The following is an 18375-nucleotide window of genomic DNA, read 5'->3' as shown; positions in this document are numbered from 1 at the left end:
ATGATAGTTTTAGAACTTATCATCGTTTTGCTGGCAATCTTTTTGGGTGCCAGACTTGGGGGCATCGGTATTGGATTTGCAGGTGGGCTTGGCGTTCTGGTTCTTGCAGCCATCGGCGTTAAACCAGGGAATATCCCGTTCGATGTTATTTCCATCATCATGGCGGTTATCGCTGCCATCTCCGCAATGCAGGTTGCGGGCGGTCTGGACTATCTGGTTAACCAGACGGAAAAACTGCTGCGCAAAAACCCGAAATACATCACGATCCTTGCACCGATCGTCACTTATTTCCTGACTATCTTTGCCGGTACTGGCAACATCTCTCTGGCAACCCTGCCGGTTATCGCTGAAGTGGCGAAGGAGCAAGGCATCAAACCTTGCCGCCCGCTCTCCACGGCGGTGGTTTCCGCACAGATTGCGATCACCGCATCGCCTATCTCTGCGGCGGTGGTGTACATGTCTTCCGTCATGGAAGGTCATGGCATCAGCTATATTCACCTGTTGTCCGTGGTGATTCCGTCCACTCTGCTGGCGGTACTGGTGATGTCCTTCCTGGTCACAATGCTGTTTAACTCTAAACTTTCTGACGACCCGGTTTACCGCAAACGTCTGGAAGAAGGGCTGATCGAGCTGCGCGGCGAAAAGCAAATTGAAATCAAACCGATGGCAAAAACCTCGGTCTGGCTGTTCCTGCTGGGCGTTGTCTGCGTCGTGGTTTATGCCATCGTCAACAGTCCAAGCCTCGGCCTGGTCGCAACACCGCTGATGAACACCACCAACGCGATTCTGATCATCATGCTGAGCGTCGCGACGCTGACGACCATCGTCTGCCGCGTCGAAACGGACTCCATCCTGAACTCCAGTACCTTTAAAGCGGGTATGAGCGCCTGTATCTGTATTCTGGGCGTAGCATGGTTGGGCGATACTTTCGTTTCTCACAACATCGACTGGATCAAAGACACTGCGGGTAGCGTGATTCAGGGCCATCCGTGGCTGCTGGCCGTCATCTTCTTCTTTGCTTCCGCTCTGCTGTACTCTCAGGCAGCCACAGCGAAAGCGTTGATGCCAATGGCGCTGGCGCTGAACGTCTCTCCGCTGACCGCTGTCGCGTCTTTCGCTGCGGTTTCCGGCCTGTTCATTCTGCCGACCTACCCAACGCTGGTCGCTGCGGTTCAGATGGATGACACCGGTACAACCCGTATCGGTAAATTCGTCTTTAACCACCCGTTCTTTATCCCAGGTACGCTGGGTGTTGCCCTTGCCGTTTGCTTCGGCTTCCTGCTGGGCAGCGTCATGCTGTAAGTTCTCCTCGCGGGGCGTATATGCGCCCCGCTTTCTTACCTCCGCTTTGACTAACATCCCGCCGCCTTCCGTTGTATAGTGACCACACTCTTGCTGCTCTTTCTGTTCTTTCGAGGTGTTTATGCTTGATGATAATAGTCAGGATATCTCCATCCCCGAGGCCGTCGTGGTGCTCTGTACCGCGCCGGATGAAGCAACAGCCCAGGATCTGGCCGCTAAGGTGCTGGCGGAAAAACTGGCCGCCTGCGCCACGTTACTGCCGGGCGCGACATCCTTGTATTACTGGGAGGGCAAACTGGAGCAGGAATACGAAGTGCAGATGATTTTAAAAACCACCGTTTTGCACCAGCAAGCGCTTCTTGAATGCCTGAAGTCTCACCACCCATATCAAACGCCTGAACTTCTGGTTTTACCCGTCACTCACGGAGACACTGATTACCTCTCATGGCTCAACGCATCCTTACGCTGATCCTGCTGCTGTGTAGCACATCCGCCTTCGCCGGATTATTTGACGCACCAGGCCGCTCGCAGTTTGTCCCTGCTGACCAGGCTTTTTCCTTTGATTTTCAGCAGAATCAACATGACCTGAACCTCTCCTGGCAGGTGAAAGACGGCTACTATCTTTACCGCAAACAGATAAGCATCACCCCCTCTCAGGCCGAAATTGCCGAAGTCCGGCTCCCTGCGGGCGTCTGGCATGAAGATGAGTTTTATGGCAAAAGCGAAATCTACCGCAAGCGCTTAAACATTCCGGTCATCGTTAACCAGGCCGCATCCGGCGCGACGTTAACCGTGACGTATCAGGGCTGTGCTGACGCAGGCTTCTGCTATCCGCCGGAAACCAAAACCGTGCCGTTAAGCGAAGTGAGCGCCAGCACGGTGGCTAAATCCACGCCGTCGCCGGTCGCAGCGCAAACGGAAGAGACGCCGCAACCTGCCGCCCGGCTGCCTTTCTCCGCGCTGTGGGCATTGCTGATTGGCATCGGGATCGCCTTTACGCCCTGCGTCCTGCCGATGTATCCGCTGATTTCCGGCATTGTGCTCGGCGGTAAACAACGCCTCTCAACCGGACGCGCGCTGCTGCTGACCTTTATCTACGTACAGGGTATGGCGCTTACCTACACCGCGCTGGGGCTGGTTGTGGCTGCTGCCGGGCTACAGTTCCAGGCGGCGCTCCAGCACCCTTATGTGCTAATCGGCCTTGCGCTGGTCTTCACGCTGCTGGCGCTGTCAATGTTCGGACTGTTCACGCTACAACTGCCTTCTTCACTGCAAACTCGCCTCACGTTGATGAGTAACCGTCAGCAGGGCGGCTCTCCTGGCGGCGTATTTGTCATGGGCGCGATTGCCGGGCTTATCTGCTCGCCATGCACCACCGCGCCGCTGAGCGCCATTTTGCTGTACATCGCCCAGAGCGGGAACATGTGGCTTGGCGGTGGAACGCTGTATCTCTACGCGCTGGGCATGGGGCTGCCGCTGATTCTGGTCACCGTGTTTGGCAACCGTCTGCTACCGAAAAGCGGCCCGTGGATGGAACACGTCAAAACCGCTTTTGGCTTTGTGATCCTCGCGCTGCCGGTCTTTTTGCTGGAGCGGGTAATCGGTGACGAGTGGGGACTGCGTCTGTGGTCGCTGCTGGGCGTCGCCTTCTTCGGCTGGGCGTTTATTACCAGCCTGCACGCCAGACGCGGCGGGATGCGCATTGTGCAAATCATCCTGCTGGCGGCGGCGCTGGTCAGCGTACGTCCGTTACAGGACTGGGCGTTTGGCGCAACAACCGCCCAGACGCAGGCGAACCTGAACTTCAAGCCGATTACGACAGTCGATGCGTTAAATCAGGCGCTGGCAGAGGCAAAAGGAAAGCCGGTAATGCTGGATCTCTACGCCGACTGGTGTGTCGCCTGTAAAGAGTTTGAGAAGTACACCTTCAGCGATCCGCAGGTTCAGCAGACGCTGGGCGACACCGTGCTGCTACAGGCTAATGTCACCGCCAACAATGCGCAGGATGTCGCCTTACTCAGGCACCTGAATGTGCTGGGTTTACCGACAATCCTGTTTTTTGATGCGCAAGGCCATGAGTACCCGAATGCGCGAGTGACGGGCTTTATGGATGCGACGACCTTTAGCGCACATTTGCGCGATCGCCAACCGTGAGCGACACTTTCTGTGGGAAAGACGGAGGAGAATACCGTGCAACGTGAAGATGTCCTGGGAGAAGCCCTGAAATTACTTGAGGTTCAAGGGATAGCAAACACCACGCTTGAGATGGTGGCAGAACGCATTGATTATCCACTTGATGAGTTACAGCGCTTCTGGCCCGATAAAGAGGCTATTCTGTACGACGCCCTGCGTTATCTGAGTCAACAGGTAGACATCTGGCGTCGCCAGCTTTTGCTTGATGAAACCCTTACCGCAGAACAAAAACTGTTGGCGCGCTACAACGCGCTTTCGGAGTGCGTGAGCAACAACCGCTACCCCGGTTGTCTGTTTATTGCTGCCTGTACGTTTTATCCCGATCCTGCCCACCCTATTCACCAACTGGCCGATCAGCAAAAACGGGCGGCACATGACTTCACCCACGAATTGCTGACAACGCTCGAAATTGACGACCCGGCGATGGTGGCGAAACAGATGGAACTGGTGCTGGAAGGTTGCCTCAGCCGAATGCTGGTCAATCGCAGCCAGGCTGATGTGGATACCGCTCACCGTCTGGCGGAGGATATACTGCGCTTTGCCCGCTGCCGTCAGGGTGGCGCGTTGACGTAATTAGAGCCAATTTTGCGCTTTTTGCGTGAAAAGCAGGCAGTCAGCTGTCTTTTGTCATTTTTTTCATGGAAAGCCGTTGACGCCTGCGCCCCTTTACGGTTTAATGCGCCCCGTTGCCCGGATAGCTCAGTCGGTAGAGCAGGGGATTGAAAATCCCCGTGTCCTTGGTTCGATTCCGAGTCCGGGCACCACTATTTAAAGAAACCAGCCTACGGGCTGGTTTTTTGCTTTCTGGCGTTCCGGTAGATTTCTGGTCATTGCAGGACGTTATTTGCTTGCTGGATTTCTCGCCATTTTCTTAGATGTTCGTTGCATTTAAAGACATATATACCCTCTGACAAGCCTATCTCTTACTTCCAGCTACGGTCAGCTACGGTTCTTTTCATTTCTAACTGTTCATAATGATGCAAAAGCACGAGGAAAACGGGGGAATCTGACAACATGCGCCCTCCACTAGTCATATGGGGGTCTTCACAAGTCCGTCCACCTGCAACATACACTTCTTTCCCTTTCACTTCTTACCATTACCAGAATCCCCCGCCCTCCACGCCATCATAAAATGATTTATCAGTAGTAATACTACTTGAGCTGAACGTATTGCATTATTAAACCTGAGTATCCGCTCTGAGCGATAAGCGGACCACATTATCTGAAGAAAGGCATCACTGATAATGTCGGGACAGCTCATACTAAAAAATGTATAACTTTTCTTTTCATCGACGATTCAGAAGGGATTTTAATGGTTTCGGTTGAGGAAATAAAAATGAAGTATCCAGGCGCAGATGCCTGGCAAATGGGTGACAGCCCGGAACTGGCTAGCGAGCTTGCGGACTTGATCAAAAAAGGGATCAAAACGGCCTCTTGCGGATCTTTTGCCTCTTACCAGCAGGAGGAATCTGCCCCGAGGATTGGGAGTTATAACATTATCCTTGATGGCCAGAATGTTCCGGTCTGCGTGATCAGACTGGTTTCAATGCGACTGGTGCGTTTTTGTGATGTGACTGAGGCGTTCGCCCGCAAAGAAGGTGAAGGCGATTTAAGCCTTGAATACTGGCAGAAAGAGCATCAGCGATTTTTCACCCGCGAAGGTCATTTTTCTGAAGATATGGAGTTGATCGCAGAAGAGTTTGAAGTGGTTGAGATGCTGTAAAACGAGATAAACGGCTGATGTTTTATCAATTGCCATTTATAACAATGTCCGCTTCAGGCACAGAGTTGCCTGTCAGATTAGATTAAACTCTGTATTGTGACAAAGCCAGATCAAGTCTGAGCTAATACATATGAAGAGTGTATACAGGCTTCGCACCGCAGTAAACCGTTCTGACTTAATGGTAGATATCAAAGCGAGAAAGATTGAAAGACATATACAAACTGAAGAAAACCTGCAACCCCGGTAAAATGAACTGTGTGAAAGAGTGAAATAGCCTCTTGAAATAACAATACACCGCACACGCCGAAAAAAATAAGTCCATTAAGAATAATATATTTATGTAGAATCTTATGTGGTTCATTCACCTTATCTTTTCGCCATTCAATTATCCTTAAGTTAAATTTATCATATTACCATATGATAACTACAGCGATAGTCCCGTCATTACGGATATGTAATTCATCTACGATATCAAAAAACAAATTAGTTCTGCATATGACTAATTATTCATTTGTGACTCTACATAAATTTAAGAACATATCATTATTTTTAACTACACCTGGTTATTTCCTGAAGAAAAAGCTATTATTCGGCAGATTTTAATCCATTAGAAGAGAGTCAGGTATAAGCGGAATGTCGGCAAAATAAAGGATAACAGGTGATATGAAAAATAATAATGGACTAGAGAAACGCAGGTTTATGACACAAAATGAAATCAATTTAATTCTTAATGCTGTTAGTACAGGAACCTATGCAGTGCGTAATCGCTGTCTGGTTTTGCTGTGTTTTATTCATGGGTTAAGGGCAAGCGAAATATGTCGTCTGCGTATCTCAGATATTGACCTTAAGGATAAATGTATACATATTTACCGATTAAAAAAAGGATTCTCAACTACCCATCCCTTACTGGAAGAGGAAATTCGTTCGATAAAGTCCTGGCTGAAAATTCGCCTTACAAGCCAACATTCAGAAACTGAATGGTTGTTTTTATCGCGTAAAGGCAATCCCCTTTCCAGACAGCAATTTTATCAGATAATCGCCAGAGCCGGGAAGAAAGCAAAACTTGCAATTTGTGCCCACCCGCATATGCTTCGCCATTCCTGTGGATTTGCTCTGGCAAATATGGGGATAGATACCCGCTTGATTCAGGATTACCTTGGCCATCGCAATATTCGTCATACTGTCTGGTATACTGCCAGTAACGCTGGTCGTTTTTATGGCATCTGGAATAAAACAAAAAACAGAGATGTCTGTAGCAGACTGTAAGGAAAGAAAAATATAGACAGTAAATAAGTCTGAATAAAGCTATGTGCCATGGATGGCACTGTAATAGTCGCATTGGCTGTATGGTTATCTATTTTATGTTTCTACACTATATCCTGTGTTATTTTTTCTGACCAGTATAATTGACACCTCTGACATGGTCTGATTAGTTATTCCCCCGCTGAATACGTTTTTCCCCTCTGAGAATATACGGAATAGTCTTCTTGTGATGTCTGATGAAATCTTTAGAATGAAGTCGCCCACTGACATGGGGCTTTGTGAGCTTCATAGAATAAAATGGGATAGTGGTCAATATGTGCAATTAATAATACATCCCTAGCTTTAGCTATCAGTTATTCGTATCACTGGAGCTGACTCTTTATCATTCTGATACCAGGAGAAATATTATGAACCGACGCCGTTTTCTTACTGCCAGAGAAGTTCAGGCTATGATGAAAGCCGTACGTCATGGCCAGACAGGAGAGCGAGATTATTGTCTTATCCTGCTGGCCTTTCGTCATGGAATGCGTATAAGTGAACTACTGAACCTGCATTACCGGGATTTTGATCTTTATGAAGGTCGGATCAATATCCGCCGACTGAAAAATGGTTTTTCTACTATTCATCCCCTCATGCCGGACGAGTGTGAAGCCATTGAATGCTGGAGCCGGGTTCGTGCGAGCTGGAAAGGAGCGCAGAAAATAAACGCGGTGTTTATTTCCCGTAAAGGCTCACAACTTTCCCGCCAGCAGGCATACCGTATAATACGTTCTGCTGGCCAAAAGGCCGGAACCAGCACCACCACACATCCGCATATGCTGCGACATGCATGTGGTTATGAACTTGCTGAAAGAGGTACAGATACACGTCTAATCCAGGATTACCTTGGTCACCGAAATATTCGCCACACCGTACGTTATACAGCCAGTAATGCCGCCCGGTTTGCAGGATTATGGGAAAGGGTAAATCCGCTAGAGGAAAAGCTACTAAAACAGAAGATCAAAAATGATGAACTATATAGTTCATTGATAACTAAGGAAAAATAAGACATTGAACAAGTCAATTGGGACCAAACTGTCTATATCGTAGAGGAATTTTGTAATTTTCTGCAACCTGTAAGTCCATTTTTTTTGCGAAAAAAAAATATCCAACTGATTTAAAATTGTTTTTTTACTCACATTTTTTTACGTTTCATACATCCTCACCTTTTTTCCGCACCTTTTCTCCGCACGTCGAGTTCTGCTTTCCACTTGTCTTGTTGATATAACTCACGATCACCTCAGATATATTCATCTATAGAAAACCAAAAAATAAGAATTAAATTCCAGAACAACGCATAAAAAAACGAAATTAAGAAATTTATTGCGACGAGTCAAAATGGTCCCAATTGACTCATCAGTTGGGTAAAAACTGCGCAAGATCGGCAGTCGAACTATTCGGCTTAAACCTGAAATGCCAGGAAGGTACAACGACTGCCAGTTTCGGTTCGTAATATCGACATTGTTTAAAGGAAAACCGCATGAAAATCAAAACACTGGCAATCGTTGTTCTGTCAGCACTGTCCCTGAGCTCCACAGCAGCCCTGGCCGACACCACCACGGTAAACGGCGGCACCGTGCATTTTAAAGGGGAAATCGTTAACGCCGCTTGTGCAGTTGATGCCGGTTCTATCGATCAGACAGTTCAGTTAGGCCAGGTTCGTTCCGCCAAACTCGCTGCTGAAGGCAACACCAGCTCCGCTGTGGGTTTCAACATTCAACTGGATGATTGCGACACGACCGTTGCGACCCAAGCTTCCGTTGCGTTCACAGGTACTGCTGTTAATGGCGCCAACCCTACCGTTCTGGCGCTACAGAGTTCCGCATCAGGCGGCGCGACTAACGTCGGCGTACAGATCCTCGACAAAACTGGCACCGCTCTGGGGCTGGATGGCGCGACCTTCAGCAGCGCTACCACGCTGAATGACGGTACTAACATCATTCCTTTCCAGGCTCGTTACTACGCAACTGGCGCAGCAACTGCCGGTACTGCGAACGCAGACGCAACCTTCAAAGTGCAATACCAGTAATTCAAACGTCTGACAGGGAAGCATTCCGGGCCAGGATGGCCCGTTATCCATAACAGGACAGGGGTGATAACGATGCAAGGAGTGAGATCAGGTCTGCTGATATTTCTGTTTCCGTCGCTGGCACTGGCTGGCAATCACTGGAACGTGACGTTGCCCGGGGGAAACATGCGTTTCCAGGGGGTCATTATTGCCGAATCCTGCCGCGTTGAAGCAGGAGATCAACAGATGACGGTCAATATGGGGCAGATCAGCAGTAATCGGTTTCATTCGTCAGGGGAAGATGCCAACCCCGTGCCATTCGATATTCATCTACAGGATTGCAGCACTGCCGTGAGTCAGCGCGTAGGCGTGTCATTTCGCGGAGTTGCCGACGGCAAAAACCCGGAGGTGCTTTCAGTTGGCGAAGGGCCGGGGATAGCAACCGGCGTAGGCATCGCTTTATTTGATAAAGACAATCAATTGATTCCACTCAACAGCCCGCCGGGCGCCTGGACGCGGCTGTATAGCGGCCCCATCACGCTTCATTTCGTGGCGAAGTATCGGGCGACCGGGAAGCAGGTCACCGGGGGAGCCGCCAATGCTCAAATCTGGTTCTCTCTGACCTATCAGTAATTAGCCAGCAGGTATGCCGGAAACAGGAAACAACGGTGAGTACGAAAGGGGAAAATGTGAAAAAAACACTGGAGATGACACGCGGCTTACTGGCGGGCTTTTTGATGCTCGCCGCAAGCGGTTTTTCCGCCAGCACTGAAGCAGGCGTGGCGCTGGGCGCAACCCGGGTTATCTATCCGGCCGGACAAAAACAGGTTCAGCTGGCGGTGACCAATAACGACAATAACAGTACCTATCTGATTCAGTCATGGGTTGAAAACGCCGATGGCGGCAAAGATGGTCGTTTTGTCATCACCCCTCCGCTGTTTGCGATGCAAGGTAAGAAAGAGAATACCTTGCGCATTATTGATGCCACTAACAACCAGTTACCGCAGGACCGGGAAAGCCTGTTCTGGGTAAACGTAAAAGCCATTCCTTCGATGGATAAATCAAAGCTCAGCGATAACACCTTACAACTGGCGATTATCAGCCGCATCAAACTCTACTACCGCCCAACGAAACTGGCTCTGCCACCGGATCAGGCGGCGGAAAAACTGACCTTTAACCGTGACGGTTCATCGCTGACGCTCAACAACCCGACGCCGTATTACCTGACGGTGACCGAACTCAATGCCGGTACGCGCGTGCTGGAAAATGCGCTGGTGCCGCCAATGGGTAAAACCTCGGTCAAGTTGCCACCTGATGCCGGTAGCAACATTACCTACCGGACGATTAATGACTATGGCGCACTGACCCCGCAAATGAAGGGCGTTCTGCGTTAACACAGGGGCCGTCCACCAACAGGACTCCCCCGCACATTACAATTAAGAACTGACAGCCGGGCGACTTCGGACCGGAGGGACTATGTCACATCTCAAATACGGACTGGACCGTTTGGGTTCCCAACGCGCCCGGCGCAAAGCATTCTCTATTTTTGTCCTTGCGCAGATACCATTGGCGCTTTGCCTCGCGGGTTTCGCGCGGGCAGATCTCTATTTTAACCCCCGTTTCCTGGCCGACGATCCCTCGGCCGTTGCGGATCTCTCTGGATTTGAAAACGGGCAAGAGGTGCCGCCTGGCGCCTATCGCGTGGATATCTATCTGAACGATGGCTTTATAACTACCCGCGACGTCACGTTTAACGCTGGCGCAAACGGTCATCGACTGGAACCGTGCCTGACCCGCAGCCAGCTCGCTGGCATGGGGGTCAGCACGTCGGCCATCACCGGTATGGATACGCTGGCGTCCGACGCCTGCGTACCGTTGACGGAAATGGTCAAAGATGCCACCACCCGCTTCGATGTCAGCCAACAGCGCCTGTACCTGAGTGTTCCGCAGGCTTTCATGGGCAATCGCGCGCGCGGTTATATTCCACCGGAACTCTGGGATGACGGGATTAACGCCGGTTTGCTGAACTATAACTTTACCGGCAACAACGTACATAACGATGCCAGCGACAGCAGCAATTACGCGTATTTAAACCTGCAAAGCGGCCTCAACCTTGGCGCCTGGCGTCTGCGTGATAACACCATCTGGAGCTACAGCAGTGGCGGTGGCGCGTCCAGTAATGAGAATAAGTGGCAGCATGTGAACAGCTGGCTGGAGCGCGATATTACCCCCCTGCGCGCCCGCCTGACGCTTGGCGACAGCTACACCAACGGCGATATCTTCGACGGGATTAACTTCCGTGGCGCCCAGTTAGCCTCTGATGACAATATGCTGCCGGATAGCCAGAAAGGCTTTGCGCCGGTCATCCACGGCATTGCGCGCGGCACGGCGCAGGTCTCGATCAAACAAAACGGCTATGAAATCTACCAGAGCACGGTGCCGCCGGGCCCCTTCACAATTAACGATCTCTACGCCGCAGGCAACGGCGGCGATCTCCAGGTCACCATCAAAGAGGCCGATGGCACCAGCCAGGTCTTCAGCGTGCCGTGGTCTACGGTGCCAATGTTACAGCGTGAAGGGCACACCCGTTATGCAGTGACCGCTGGTGAATACCGCAGCGGCAACGACCAGCAGGAAAAACCAAAGTTCTTCCAGAGCACCCTCCTGCACGGGCTCCCGGCAGGCTGGACGCTGTATGGCGGCACCCAACTGGCCGACAACTATCGCTCCTTCAATTTAGGGGTCGGTAAGAACATGGGCGAGTTCGGCGCGGTTTCGCTGGATGCAACTCAGGCCAACGCCACCCTGCCTGACGACAGCTCTCACCAGGGGCAATCGATACGCTTCCTTTATAACAAGTCGCTCTATGAGACCGGCACCAACGTCCAACTGGTGGGATACCGTTATTCCACCCAGGGCTATTACAGCTTTGCCGACACCACTTACCGCAGGATGAGTGGCTATGACGTTGAAACCCAGGATGGCGTGATTCAGGTCAAACCCAAATTCACCGACTACTACAACCTTGCTTATAACAAGCGGGGCAAGGTTCAGATGAGCATAACGCAGCAGTTGGGACGCACTGCCACACTGTACGTGAATGGCAGCCGTCAAACTTACTGGTCAACCAACAAGGCCGACGAACAGCTACAGCTGGGGTTAAATGCCGCCGTTGACGATATCAACTGGACGCTGAGCTACAGCCTGACCAAAAACGCCTGGCAACAGGGCCGCGACCAGATGTTAGCGTTCAACGTCAATATTCCGTTCAGCCACTGGCTGCGTTCCGACAGCAAATCCGTCTGGCGGCACGCAAGCGCCAGCTACAGCATGTCGCACGACCTGGATGGCCGGATGACTAACCTGGCCGGTCTTTACGGCACGCTGCTGGAAGACAATAACCTGAGCTACAGCATGCAAACCGGTTATGCCAGCGGTGGCGAAGGCAACAATGGCGGAACCGGCTACGCGGCGATGAACTATCGCGGCGGCTACGGCAACGCTAACGTGGGCTACAGCCACAGCGATGGATTTAAACAGCTGTACTACGGGATGAGCGGCGGTGTACTTGCCCATGCCAACGGCATCACCTTAAGCCAGCCATTAAATGACACGGTAGTGCTGATTAAAGCGCCTGGCGCCGGAGACGTGAAAGTCGAGAACCAGACCGGCGTACGTACCGACTGGCGCGGTTATGCCGTCATGCCATATGCCACTGAGTACAGGGAAAACCGCGTCGCGCTGGATACCAACACCCTGGCGGATAACGTCGATCTCGATGATGCGGTGGTCAGCGTCGTGCCGACCCACGGCGCCATCGTCCGCGCCGAATTTAAAGCCCACGTCGGGGTAAAAATCCTGATGACGCTGACGCACAACGGCAAACCCGTGCCATTCGGCGCTATGGTCACCTCCGGCGATAACCAGAGCGGCAGCATCGTGGCAGATAACGGCCAGGTCTACCTGAGCGGCATGCCGCTGGCGGGAAGCGTTCAGGTGAAATGGGGCGAAGGCCCGGGGGCTAACTGCATGGCCCGGTATCGCCTGCCGGAAGAGAGCCAGAAACATGTGCTGAGCCAGCTCTTTGCAGAGTGCCGTTAAGGAAGGAATGATGATGAAAAAACCACTGTATTTCCTCGGCGCTGTGCTGACGCTGGCCTGCGTCAATGTCTTCGCCGCCGACAGCACGATTACGATTAGCGGCTACGTCCGCGACAATGCCTGCGCTGTCGCGGGAGAGTCAAAGGATTTTACCGTTGACCTGATGAATAACGCTGCCAAACAGTTTAATGCGGTGGGGGCGACAACCCCGCTCGTCCCATTCCGTATTGTCCTCTCTCCCTGCGGTAACTCGGTTACGGCAGTCAAAGTCGGCTTTACCGGCACGGAGGATGGCAGCAACACCAGTCTATTGAAGATCGATAGCGGTGCCTCGGCAGCCGCAGGCATGGGCGTGCAGATCCTCAATAACCAACAGACGATGCTGCCGCTCAACGCCGCGTCATCATCCATCGCGTGGACCACGCTCACGCCTGGGCAGACCAACATCCTCAACTTTTATGCACGCCTGATGGCTACGCAGATTCCGGTCACCGCCGGGCACGTCAATGCCACAGCAACATTCACGCTTGAATTTCAGTAACCGGAGGCTGAGATGAAACGCAACTATGTAGGGTGGCTTCTGGCAAGCGTACTGACAGCGGCCTCTTCAGGGCTTCAGGCCGCTGATATCACGATTACCGTCAACGGGAAGGTGGTGGCGAAGCCGTGCACGGTGTCTACCACCAATGCCGCCGTTGACCTCGGTGACCTGTATACCTTCAGCCTGGTAACCGCAGGTTCGGCTTCCGCCTGGCACAGTACCGCGCTGGAACTCACTAACTGTCCGATCGGCACCTCCCGGGTCATCGCAACCTTTAGCGGAACCGCAGACAGCACCGGTTATTACAAAAACCAGGGGACCGCCGGCAATATTCAGCTCGAATTGCAGGATGACGCAGGCACCACGTTAAACAATGGCGCCACGAAATCCGTTCAGGTGGATGACTCAACGCAGTCCACCCGCTTTCCGTTACAGGTCAGAGCGTTAACGGTCAACGGCGGCGCCACCCAGGGAACTATTCAGGCGGTGATTAGCGTCACCTATACCTACGCCTGAGTCAGGAGAGTTTGTCATGAAAAAAATCATCGCGCTATTCACCACGCTGCTGCTGATGGGTTGGTCGCTGGATGCTGCGGCATTCACCTGTAAAGTCAATGATACCGGGCAGACCATGACCTCAGGGTCAGCGAATGTCTATGTAAACCTGACGCCATCTGTTGGAGTGGGTCAAAACCTGGTCGTAGATTTATCCTCTTCAGTTTCCTGTAAAAACGACTCCTCCGGCGGCTCTATCATTGACTACATCAATTTAACCAGCGGTTCCGCCTTCGGTGGCGCGCTTGCGGCGTTTACGGGGAGCGTTTACTGGGCGGGGAATACGTATCCTTTGCCGATGAACGGTAATTCATCCGTCTATACCATCACTCATACGGATTATCGCGGATTGCCGCTGCGCATGTATCTGACCGCGACCGGAGCAGCGGGAGGCGTCGTCATCAACTCTGGCGAACTCATCGCGCAATTGAATATGCATAAAGTGGCCAGCGACGGAAACCCGAATAATTTCATCTGGAATATTTACGCCAACAATAATGTTGTTGTCCCTACTGGGGGATGCGACGTATCAGCGCGTGATGTCACCGTGACGCTTCCAGACTATCCCGGCTCAATGGCCGTGCCGGTCACTGTCCACTGTGCGCAAAACCAGAACCTCGGCTATTACCTTTCAGGTACGACCGTCGATGCCGCCAACTCTATCTTCAGCAACACCGCGTCCTCCTCAGCGGCGCAGGGTATCGGCGTTCAGATGACCCGATACGGTAGTGTTGTTCCCGCTAACAACACCGTAGCACTGGGCACGGTCGGCACATCGCCGGTAAATCTTGGCTTAACCGCAACCTACGCGCGCACCAGCGGCCAGGTCACGGCGGGCAACGTACAGTCGATCATCGGGGTGACATTTGTTTACCAGTAACTCTCCCTCCCCGCTGGAGAAAACAAGGGTGGACTATATCCTGTCTCCCTGTTCAATGGCGGCGGAAGGACTCGCCAGAATGATGACCTGCGGTCAACGGCGACCGGTGCTGCTGCAACACCAGACGCAGGAGCGCCTTTCGCTACAGCTAACATCCGAGGTCGGAAGGATCGTCGTTTTTCTCCCTGACGATCCTTACTGGCTGCTGTTTATTCTTAGGGAAGCCGCCTTCCTGCTTGCTGAGGCAGAAACACCGCTGCCCATGCTGATCCTTAGCCGTAGTCCATCCGCCTGGCTATGGCAAACGCTGCTCTACCATGTTCCTGATAAACGGCAACTTACCGCCGTCCGGGCGGTCGCCTCCGACCTTCCTGGGAAACAACTGGCAGCGCTGCTACAGGGGGACTTCCTGCAATACCCGAAACTCCAGCAATTGTCCTTTTTAGACGCGCAGATACAGGGCAAACCGGCAGCAGGGTTAAGTAAAACGGAATTGAGCGCCACCCTCTCTCTTCTGTACGGGTACAGCATCAACACACAGGCGAAGATCCGCGGTGTGAGCCAGAAAACACTTTATAATCAAAGAACGTCAGGACTAAAAAAGATGGTGGCGTCTCACCCGCATCTGATTACCCGCTTTCCTGGAAGCCAGAGCAAGACTCACAACAATCAGCTCATCGCCGCGCTATCTCCCTTTGAGCGCGAATTTATCCATGCCATTCATAGCCAACAGGTATTCCCGGTATTTCAACCCATAACCGACGGCCACCTGCGGTTGCAGGGAGTTGAAATCCTTTCCCGCTGGAGAAGAGGCGACAACGTATTGCTTCCCGGCGAATTTTTGCCGCAGATCCACGCCGAATACGCCTGGCTTCTGCTCACGGCCTTTGTGCTACAAATAGCAATCCAGAACATTAACCAACACCAGGGTAAGTTCTGGTTCTCAATAAATATTCCACCCTGCATCGCCAACCACGAAAACCTGCTGCGGATGATGGAAACGGCGCGCCAGCAGCTACAGCAGCCGCAATGGTCGGGTAGATTAGTGCTGGAATTTGCAGAAACGGTCGATCTGCATCAGCAAGGAAGAACAGCAGAAAATATGGACAAAATCCAACGGCAAGGCTTTCGCATCTTCCTTGATGACTGCTTTTCACACAGCAGCGTAATGTTTCCCGTCAGGACAATCCGCTTTAGCGGCTACAAGCTGGATATGAGTATCGTGAATGATTTTCAACGCGATCCACATGCACTGGCGCTGATAAAGAGCCTGCTCTATTACTGCCAGTTGACGCAGAGTCGCTGTATTGCCGAAGGCGTCGATAGCCTGGAGAAATTCAATCAGTTGAAAGCGCTGGGAGTTGACCGCTTTCAGGGCTATCTTTTCTCGCCGCCCATCACTCACGATCGTCTGCCGGAGATAATCCAGCAATTTTTACCGAAACATCCCGCACCTCGCTGAACGCACGCTGCGCCTTACTGGTTTCATAGAGCGCCGCATGACAGGGGATAACTTTTCTGAGACCAACGTGTTCCACGGTCCGGCGAAGGGCTAACCCCATCATGCTGCGCGTTTTGTTATACCGCTTTTCAGAGTTTGAAGCTGCCGACCACTTTTTCAAGCATCTCGGTTTGCGATTCCATTGACTGGGCCGCTGCGGCAACCTCTTCTACCAGCGCCGCATTCTGCTGGGTCGCGCTATCAAGCTGAGTAATGGCGATATTAATCTGCTCAATTCCGCGACTTTGCTCATCGCTTGAGGAGCTGATCTCAGAGATTAAAACGCTCACGTCTTCAACCTTCTCCATTAAGCCGTCCATTGTCGTACCCGCCTGGCGAACCAGACCGCTACCTTGCTCAATACTGCTGACCGATTCTTCAATGAGCTTCTTAATTTCCTGCGCGGACTGAGCGCTTCGCTGCGCAAGAGAACGCACTTCACCGGCAACGACGGCAAAACCACGGCCATTCTCACCGGCCCGCGCCGCTTCAACCGCCGCGTTCAGCGCCAGAATATTGGTCTGGAACGCGATGCCATCAATTACGCTGATGATTTCCACCACTTTTGAGGATGAATCATTGATATTGCTCATTGTGGCAACCACGTCATTGACCACTGAAGCCCCCGCTTTCGCCGCGTCGGAAGCCTGTGTCGCCAGCCTGTTCGCCTGCAACGCATTCTCCGCATTTTGCCGTACGGTGCTGGTGAGCTGCTCCATCGACGCCGCCGTTTCAACAATGGAAGCGGACTGTTCTTCCGTACGGGAGGAGAGATCCAGGTTTCCTCCGGCGATCTGCCGCGAAGCGGAAGAAATTGCCGAGGAGCTGTACCCAACCTGCTGCATCAAATCCTGAAGGAACGCGATGAATTTATTAAAGTTATTGATGATGGCATTAAATTCCGGGCTTTTACTTTCCACAAGCCGTTGCGTGAGATCGGCGCCGCCGCCGGATAGCGCCTCTATGTTCCTGTTCAGCAGCGTCACATTCCTGAAAATGTTGCGCACAATCAGCATCAGGACAAGAACAATGATAAGGCCGATCACCGTCTGCACGAGCGTGAGTGTTGTCAGTATCGCATTAGACTGGCGCACCAGGTTGCTGCTGGGCGTATCAATCACCAGATACCACGGGCTGCCTTCTATCGACAAAACAAACAGCGAATGGGCGCCGTCTTCGCCGTCATAGCCGCCCTCATATTCCGCTTTTTGCCCCTGGCTCAGCAGATTGAGCAGCGGTAAAGCTGACGGAATATTCAAATCACGCACATTCATCAATGCGGTATTGCCTTGAGTCGGCGCGCCGTTCCCAACAATTTTGCCATCAGACTCAACAATTAATACGGTTCCCTCAACCGCCTTCCCCATCTCTTTTGCCAGTTGGTTAAAAAAGCCCAACGTCACATCGATAGTGGCGACACCCCAGGCCTTTCCCTCTTTCCAGATTGTCATCGCGCAGTTGGTTCTCGGCTGCGGGCTGGCCGAATCCTGGTAGGCTTTGGCCCATGCACACTCACCTTTTGGCGCAGCCATACCGTCTTTATACCACGGTTGTTCCCAGTATTTTTCTGACTCCGGCTGGTTCCAGACCGTATTAAGCTGGAGCACGCCACCGGCATCGCGCGCATAAAAAGTGCTGAATTTGTCGCGGCCCGGCTCGCGTAGCCCGGGTAATGGCCAGATGCCGCCGCCAAAAACGTTCAGATCGCCATACTGGTTCACAAACAGCGGCAAGAGCGCGTCAATTTGCTCGCTCTGAAGCCCGGAAACCAGTTCGGTGATCGTGCGCTGCTGCGCTTTAACGCGGTTCATTTGCTCTTTTATCGCGTCACTTTGCAGCTCGACCGTGGCTCTTATATTTCTGGTTTCCGTTGCAATAATCTGTGGAGAGACGAATTGTTTGATAACAACAAACGTAACCAACAGTAATATAACAAAAAAACTTATAAGCAGGAGTGTCACTCGGGCTTGAGTTGTTTTCCACATCATGGGGTAGGGTCTCGATCGGTTTGGATAAGTGTTATAACGACATTTATCCGCAATTCTTTACTTATTTCGATCGCTCTGAATAAGGTTTTCCCCACATAAAATAAAAACAGCATTTTAATTAACAGCCGTCCATCTGACCTTGTATAAGGCCGCACATCCGCTTTCAAAAATAATTAAATACATATCATGAAGTTGCACAATCCACGCAATGCATCGCAGGCTAATGAAGTTTTATTTTTCAACTTATGATGTCAGTTTTATTCCTTACCTTTATTTTTTAT

The 18375-nt window shown here is 51.9% G+C and carries 16 protein-coding genes and 1 tRNA gene; 16 read left to right on the top strand and 1 reads right to left on the bottom strand.

Annotated elements, in window-relative coordinates; translation table 11 throughout:
• The 16 genes from dcuA (at position 1) to OGV83_RS19120 (ending at position 16067) form a co-directional block, all read left to right on the top strand.
• The gene (dcuA, locus tag OGV83_RS19195; protein ID WP_012134471.1) at positions 1 to 1302 is read left to right on the top strand and encodes an anaerobic C4-dicarboxylate transporter DcuA; all 1302 of its coding nucleotides are present in this window, start codon (positions 1 to 3) and stop codon (positions 1300 to 1302) included.
• A 121-nt stretch (positions 1303 to 1423) separates the two neighbouring features.
• Positions 1424 to 1771, top strand: coding sequence for a divalent cation tolerance protein CutA (gene cutA, locus OGV83_RS19190; RefSeq protein ID WP_286464372.1), 348 nt, complete (start codon positions 1424 to 1426; stop codon positions 1769 to 1771).
• Positions 1747 to 3456: a protein-disulfide reductase DsbD gene (locus tag OGV83_RS19185; protein ID WP_286464370.1), complete on the top strand. Its 1710-nt coding sequence runs from the start codon at positions 1747 to 1749 to the stop codon at positions 3454 to 3456. The genes cutA and OGV83_RS19185 overlap by 25 nt, the downstream gene beginning before the upstream one ends.
• Before the next feature lie 36 nt (positions 3457 to 3492).
• A complete protein-coding gene (locus OGV83_RS19180; RefSeq protein WP_024130805.1) occupies positions 3493 to 4068 on the top strand; it encodes a transcriptional regulator in 576 nt (191 codons plus the stop codon).
• A gap of 115 nt (positions 4069 to 4183) precedes the next feature.
• A tRNA-Phe gene (locus OGV83_RS19175) sits at positions 4184 to 4259 on the top strand.
• 548 nt (positions 4260 to 4807) lie between these two features.
• Positions 4808 to 5218, top strand: coding sequence for an ASCH domain-containing protein (locus tag OGV83_RS19170; RefSeq protein WP_165383406.1), 411 nt, complete (start codon positions 4808 to 4810; stop codon positions 5216 to 5218).
• A gap of 663 nt (positions 5219 to 5881) precedes the next feature.
• The gene (locus OGV83_RS19165) at positions 5882 to 6484 is read left to right on the top strand and encodes a tyrosine-type DNA invertase (protein WP_012134478.1); all 603 of its coding nucleotides are present in this window, start codon (positions 5882 to 5884) and stop codon (positions 6482 to 6484) included.
• A gap of 404 nt (positions 6485 to 6888) precedes the next feature.
• On the top strand, positions 6889 to 7527 hold the full coding sequence (locus tag OGV83_RS19160; protein WP_012134479.1) for a tyrosine-type DNA invertase: 639 nt from the start codon (positions 6889 to 6891) through the stop codon (positions 7525 to 7527).
• Between the two features lie 473 nt (positions 7528 to 8000).
• Positions 8001 to 8549, top strand: a complete 549-nt coding sequence (gene fimA, locus OGV83_RS19155; RefSeq protein ID WP_012134480.1) for a type 1 fimbrial major subunit FimA — start codon at positions 8001 to 8003, stop codon at positions 8547 to 8549.
• 72 nt (positions 8550 to 8621) lie between these two features.
• The gene (gene fimI / locus OGV83_RS19150; RefSeq protein WP_286464368.1) at positions 8622 to 9161 is read left to right on the top strand and encodes a type 1 fimbrial minor subunit FimI; all 540 of its coding nucleotides are present in this window, start codon (positions 8622 to 8624) and stop codon (positions 9159 to 9161) included.
• A 56-nt stretch (positions 9162 to 9217) separates the two neighbouring features.
• The gene (locus OGV83_RS19145; protein WP_047463815.1) at positions 9218 to 9922 is read left to right on the top strand and encodes a fimbria/pilus periplasmic chaperone; all 705 of its coding nucleotides are present in this window, start codon (positions 9218 to 9220) and stop codon (positions 9920 to 9922) included.
• 82 nt (positions 9923 to 10004) lie between these two features.
• On the top strand, positions 10005 to 12629 hold the full coding sequence (locus OGV83_RS19140) for a fimbrial biogenesis usher protein (RefSeq protein WP_286464366.1): 2625 nt from the start codon (positions 10005 to 10007) through the stop codon (positions 12627 to 12629).
• 10 nt (positions 12630 to 12639) lie between these two features.
• Positions 12640 to 13170, top strand: a complete 531-nt coding sequence (fimF, locus tag OGV83_RS19135) for a type 1 fimbrial adaptor subunit FimF (protein ID WP_049008429.1) — start codon at positions 12640 to 12642, stop codon at positions 13168 to 13170.
• Between the two features lie 12 nt (positions 13171 to 13182).
• Complete coding sequence (gene fimG, locus OGV83_RS19130) at positions 13183 to 13686, top strand: type 1 fimbrial minor subunit FimG (RefSeq protein WP_012134486.1); 504 nt, start codon at positions 13183 to 13185, stop codon at positions 13684 to 13686.
• Between the two features lie 16 nt (positions 13687 to 13702).
• Positions 13703 to 14605: a fimbrial protein gene (locus tag OGV83_RS19125; RefSeq protein WP_058668445.1), complete on the top strand. Its 903-nt coding sequence runs from the start codon at positions 13703 to 13705 to the stop codon at positions 14603 to 14605.
• A 55-nt stretch (positions 14606 to 14660) separates the two neighbouring features.
• Positions 14661 to 16067, top strand: coding sequence for an EAL domain-containing protein (locus OGV83_RS19120; RefSeq protein WP_101724198.1), 1407 nt, complete (start codon positions 14661 to 14663; stop codon positions 16065 to 16067).
• A gap of 128 nt (positions 16068 to 16195) precedes the next feature.
• On the opposite strand, the gene OGV83_RS19115 is transcribed toward OGV83_RS19120, so the two are convergent.
• Positions 16196 to 18094 carry a methyl-accepting chemotaxis protein gene (locus OGV83_RS19115; RefSeq protein WP_114848040.1) on the bottom strand — a complete coding sequence of 633 codons (1899 nt, stop codon included), beginning with the start codon at positions 18092 to 18094 and terminating at the stop codon, positions 16196 to 16198.
• Between the last annotated feature and the right edge of the window lie 281 nt (positions 18095 to 18375).

It is taken from the genome of Citrobacter sp. CK189 (assembly GCF_030333505.1).
Classification (GTDB): domain Bacteria; phylum Pseudomonadota; class Gammaproteobacteria; order Enterobacterales; family Enterobacteriaceae; genus Citrobacter_B; species Citrobacter_B koseri.
Note: the sequence above shows the minus strand (reverse complement) of the source record. Positions and strands in the feature narration are given on the sequence as shown.